Genomic DNA, 5,457 nt, shown 5'->3' on the forward strand with positions numbered 1-5,457 from the left:
TGTGGTCGGTTTCTGAGGATTCCTTTGGACAATGAACTGAACTGTCAGTTTGGTTCCTTGCCAGTTGATTGAGGCCCCGTTTGGGGTGCTTCGTATGGTCGTTACCTGCCTTCGGGTGGGTGGCTTCAGACATTTACGGAGAGTTTGATCCTGGCTCAGGACGAACGCTGGCGGCGTGCTTAACACATGCAAGTCGAACGGTGAAGCCCAGCTTGCTGGGTGGATCAGTGGCGAACGGGTGAGTAACACGTGAGCAACCTGCCCTCCACTTCGGGATAAGCCCTGGAAACGGGGTCTAATACCGGATATGAGCTCCTGCCGCATGGTGGGGGTTGGAAAGTTTTTCGGTGGGGGATGGGCTCGCGGCCTATCAGCTTGTTGGTGGGGTGATGGCCTACCAAGGCGTCGACGGGTAGCCGGCCTGAGAGGGCGACCGGCCACACTGGGACTGAGACACGGCCCAGACTCCTACGGGAGGCAGCAGTGGGGAATATTGCACAATGGGCGCAAGCCTGATGCAGCGACGCCGCGTGAGGGATGACGGCCTTCGGGTTGTAAACCTCTTTCAGCAGGGAAGAAGCGCAAGTGACGGTACCTGCAGAAGAAGCGCCGGCTAACTACGTGCCAGCAGCCGCGGTAATACGTAGGGCGCAAGCGTTGTCCGGAATTATTGGGCGTAAAGAGCTCGTAGGCGGTCTGTCGCGTCTGGTGTGAAAACCCGAGGCTCAACCTCGGGCTGGCATCGGGTACGGGCGGACTAGAGTGCTGTAGGGGAGACTGGAATTCCTGGTGTAGCGGTGGAATGCGCAGATATCAGGAGGAACACCGATGGCGAAGGCAGGTCTCTGGGCAGTTACTGACGCTGAGGAGCGAAAGCATGGGGAGCGAACAGGATTAGATACCCTGGTAGTCCATGCCGTAAACGTTGGGCACTAGGTGTGGGGACCATTCCACGGTCTCCGTGCCGCAGCTAACGCATTAAGTGCCCCGCCTGGGGAGTACGGCCGCAAGGCTAAAACTCAAAGGAATTGACGGGGGCCCGCACAAGCGGCGGAGCATGCGGATTAATTCGATGCAACGCGAAGAACCTTACCAAGGCTTGACATGCACCGGAAACACCCAGAGATGGGTGCCCCGCAAGGTCGGTGCACAGGTGGTGCATGGTTGTCGTCAGCTCGTGTCGTGAGATGTTGGGTTAAGTCCCGCAACGAGCGCAACCCTCGTCCCATGTTGCCAGCGGGTTATGCCGGGGACTCATGGGAGACTGCCGGGGTCAACTCGGAGGAAGGTGGGGATGACGTCAAATCATCATGCCCCTTATGTCTTGGGCTTCACGCATGCTACAATGGCCGGTACAGAGGGCTGCGATACCGTAAGGTGGAGCGAATCCCAAAAAGCCGGTCTCAGTTCGGATTGGGGTCTGCAACTCGACCCCATGAAGTCGGAGTCGCTAGTAATCGCAGATCAGCAACGCTGCGGTGAATACGTTCCCGGGCCTTGTACACACCGCCCGTCAAGTCACGAAAGTTGGTAACACCCGAAGCCCACGGCCCAACCCCTTGTGGGAGGGAGTGGTCGAAGGTGGGACCGGCGATTGGGACTAAGTCGTAACAAGGTAGCCGTACCGGAAGGTGCGGCTGGATCACCTCCTTTCTAAGGAGCTCACCAAACCCCGCCGCACGCTGCGTGTGGTGGTGGTCAGGGGCCATGCTCCCGCCGAACGCGCGGGGGGTGGTTGCTCATGGGTGGAACATTGACTGTGGCTCCCGGCCGGTGCCGGTGGCCCCCAGTACGCCCGCCTCCTTCGGGAGCGGGGTGGGACCGGGGCCGCTGACGCGGGTGGGGGGTCGAAGCACACTGTTGGGTCCTGAGGCAGCCGGCCATGCGTGGTCGGGGTCTTGGACACGGGTCATCGGTGCGGTCGAACCGCCCGCAGGTCCCGGTCTCACCTTCGGGTGGGGGCGGGGGTGCGTGGTAGGCGGTCGCGGCAGCCGGTGAGGCCGTCCGTTGCTTGAGAACTGTACAGTGGACGCGAGCATCCATAGATGTTCAGGACAGCAATCTGTCTGGCTTTGTTCAGACGATTGGTGTTCCTGGTATCTGCGTAGTGTTGTTGAAGTTTGTAAGGGCACAGGGTGGATGCCTTGGCACCAGGAGCCGAAGAAGGACGTCGTAGCCTGCGAAAAGCCTCGGGGAGCTGGCAAACGAGCTGTGATCCGAGGATGTCCGAATGGGGGAACCCGGCTGGGGTCATGCCCAGTCACCCGCACCTGAATATATAGGGTGTGTGGAGGGAACGCCGGGAAGTGAAACATCTCAGTACCGGCAGGAAGAGATATTCCGTGAGTAGTGGCGAGCGAAAGCGGATGAGGCCAAACCGTGGGCGTGTGAAAGCTGTCAGGCGTTGCGTTCGCGGGGTTGTGGGACCCTCTTGAGGTGGCTGACACCGCCTCGGGGAGTGAGAAAGCCGCGTCATAGCCGAACCGCATTGAAAGGCGGACGATACAGGGTGGTAGTCCCGTAGGCGAAATGGCGTGGCCTCCCGGAGGGGATCCCAAGTAGCACGGGGCCCGAGAAATCTCGTGTGAATCTGGCAAGACCACTTGCTAAGCCTAAATACTACCTGGTGACCGATAGCGGACTAGTACCGTGAGGGAAAGGTGAAAAGTACCCCGGGAGGGGAGTGAAATAGTACCTGAAACCGTGTGCCTACAATCCGTCGGAGCCTCCTTAGCAGGGGTGACGGCGTGCCTTTTGAAGAATGAGCCTGCGAGTTAGTGCTCGGTGGCGAGGTTAACCCGTGTGGGGAAGCCGTAGCGAAAGCGAGTCCGAACAGGGCGCCCATAGTCGCCGGGTCTAGACCCGAAGCGAAGTGATCTAGCCATGGGCAGGTTGAAGCGCCGGTAAGACGGCGTGGAGGACCGAACCCACCAGGGTTGAAAACCTGGGGGATGACCTGTGGTTAGGGGTGAAAGGCCAATCAAACTTCGTGATAGCTGGTTCTCCCCGAAATGCATTTAGGTGCAGCGTCGCGTGTTTCTTGCCGGAGGTAGAGCTACTGGATGGCCGATGGGCCCCACAAGGTTACTGACGTCAGCCAAACTCCGAATGCCGGTAAGACAGAGCGCGGCAGTGAGACTGCGGGGGATAAGCTCCGTAGTCGAGAGGGAAACAGCCCAGATCATCGGCTAAGGCCCCTAAGCGTGTGCTCAGTGGGAAAGGATGTGGAGTTGCACAGACAACCAGGAGGTTGGCTTAGAAGCAGCCACCCTTGAAAGAGTGCGTAATAGCTCACTGGTCAAGTGATTCCGCGCCGACAATGTAGCGGGGCTCAAGCACACCGCCGAAGCCGTGGCATCCACACACGACCCTAGCCTTCGTGGTTCAGGGGTGTGGATGGGTAGGGGAGCGTCGTGTGGGCGGTGAAGCCGCGGGGTGACCCAGCGGTGGAGACCACACGAGTGAGAATGCAGGCATGAGTAGCGAAAGACGGGTGAGAAACCCGTCCGCCGAATGACCAAGGGTTCCAGGGCCAGGTTAATCCGCCCTGGGTAAGTCGGGACCTAAGGCGAGGCCGACAGGCGTAGTCGATGGACAAGGAGTTGATATTCTCCTACCGGCGAAGAACCGCCCATACCGAGCCCGGTGACACTAACCACCCCAAGGGCAGCATCGTGGTCTTCGGACCACACCGCTGCCGGCGGCGTGGGACCTGAACCGGTAGTAGGTAAGCGTATTAACAGGGGTGACGCAGGAAGGTAGCCCGGCGTGGCGATGGTAGACCACGTCCAAGGCCGTAGCCCGGTGTGTAGGCAAATCCGCACACCACCAAGGGTGAGAGCTGATAGTGACCGCGTATGCGGGAAACGGGTGATCCTCTGCTGCCAAGAAAAGCCTCGACGCGAGGTTCTAGCCGCCCGTACCCCAAACCGACTCAGGTGGTCAGGTAGAGAATACCAAGGCGATCGAGCGAATCGTGGTTAAGGAACTCGGCAAAATGCCCCCGTAACTTCGGGAGAAGGGGGGCCCGAACCGTGACCCCACCTTGCGTGGGCGAGCGGGGACGGCCGCAGAGACCAGGGAGAAGCGACTGTTTACTAAAAACACAGGTCCGTGCGAAGTCGCAAGACGATGTATACGGACTGACGCCTGCCCGGTGCTGGAAGGTTAAGAGGACGGGTCAGCCGCAAGGCGAAGCCCAGAATTTAAGCCCCAGTAAACGGCGGTGGTAACTATAACCATCCTAAGGTAGCGAAATTCCTTGTCGGGTAAGTTCCGACCTGCACGAATGGCGTAACGACTTCTCCGCTGTCTCAACCGCGAGCTCGGCGAAATTGCACTACGAGTAAAGATGCTCGTTACGCGCAGCAGGACGGAAAGACCCCGGGACCTTTACTATAGCTTGGTATTGGTGTTCGGTGCGGCTTGTGTAGGATAGGTGGGAGACTGTGAAACCCGGCCGCCAGGTCGGGCGGAGTCATCGTTGAAATACCACTCTGGCCGCTTCGGACATCTAACCTCGGTCCGTGATCCGGATCAGGGACAGTGCCTGGTGGGTAGTTTAACTGGGGCGGTTGCCTCCCAAAATGTAACGGAGGCGCTCAAAGGTTCCCTCAGCCTGGTTGGCAATCAGGTGTCGAGTGCAAGTGCACAAGGGAGCTTGACTGTGAGACCGACAGGTCGAGCAGGGACGAAAGTCGGAACTAGTGATCCGGCGGTGGCTTGTGGAAGCGCCGTCGCTCAACGGATAAAAGGTACCCCGGGGATAACAGGCTGATCTTGCCCAAGAGTCCATATCGACGGCATGGTTTGGCACCTCGATGTCGGCTCGTCGCATCCTGGGGCTGGAGTAGGTCCCAAGGGTTGGGCTGTTCGCCCATTAAAGCGGTACGCGAGCTGGGTTTAGAACGTCGTGAGACAGTTCGGTCCCTATCCGCTGCGCGCGTAGGAAACTTGAGAAGGGCTGTCCCTAGTACGAGAGGACCGGGACGGACGAACCTCTGGTGTGCCAGTTGTCCTGCCAAGGGCACCGCTGGTTAGCTACGTTCGGGAAGGATAACCGCTGAAAGCATCTAAGCGGGAAGCCTGCTTCAAGATGAGGTTTCCATCGCCCTCGAGGCGTGAAGGCACCCAGCTAGACCACTGGGTAGATAGGCCGGATGTGGAAGGCAGGACCAACGACTGCCGCAGCTGACCGGTACTAATCAGCCGACAACTTCAACACCCACACTTTTGCGTGTTCGCGTCCACTGTGCGGTTCCCGAGACACGGGCCCCACACACCCCCACCCACACTCGCGGTGGAACCCCGGTGCGTGCCCCACAACTCGACAGCGTTACGGCGGTCATAGCGAAGGGGAAACGCCCGGTCCCATTCCGAACCCGGAAGCAAAGCCCTTCAGCGCCGATGGTACTGCCCTGGAGACGGGGTGGGAGAGTAGGACGCCGCCGGACACCC

General features: G+C 59.6%; 3 rRNA genes. All 3 read left to right on the top strand.

The features are described 5' to 3' along the window. The first annotated feature begins 132 nt into the window (after positions 1-132). A 16S ribosomal RNA gene (locus tag U5M74_RS16140) occupies positions 133-1,653 on the top strand. A 459-nt stretch (positions 1,654-2,112) separates the two neighbouring features. Then, positions 2,113-5,224: ribosomal RNA gene (locus tag U5M74_RS16145) — 23S ribosomal RNA — on the top strand. Positions 5,225-5,336: 112 nt separating this feature from the next. Beyond that, positions 5,337-5,453: ribosomal RNA gene (gene rrf / locus U5M74_RS16150) — 5S ribosomal RNA — on the top strand. The 16S, 23S and 5S rRNA genes sit together here, the layout of an rRNA operon. The last annotated feature ends 4 nt before the right edge of the window (positions 5,454-5,457 follow it).

This window comes from Puerhibacterium sp. TATVAM-FAB25, from assembly GCF_046535855.1.
Classification (GTDB): Bacteria; Actinomycetota; Actinomycetes; order Actinomycetales; family Cellulomonadaceae; genus Puerhibacterium; species Puerhibacterium variabilis_A.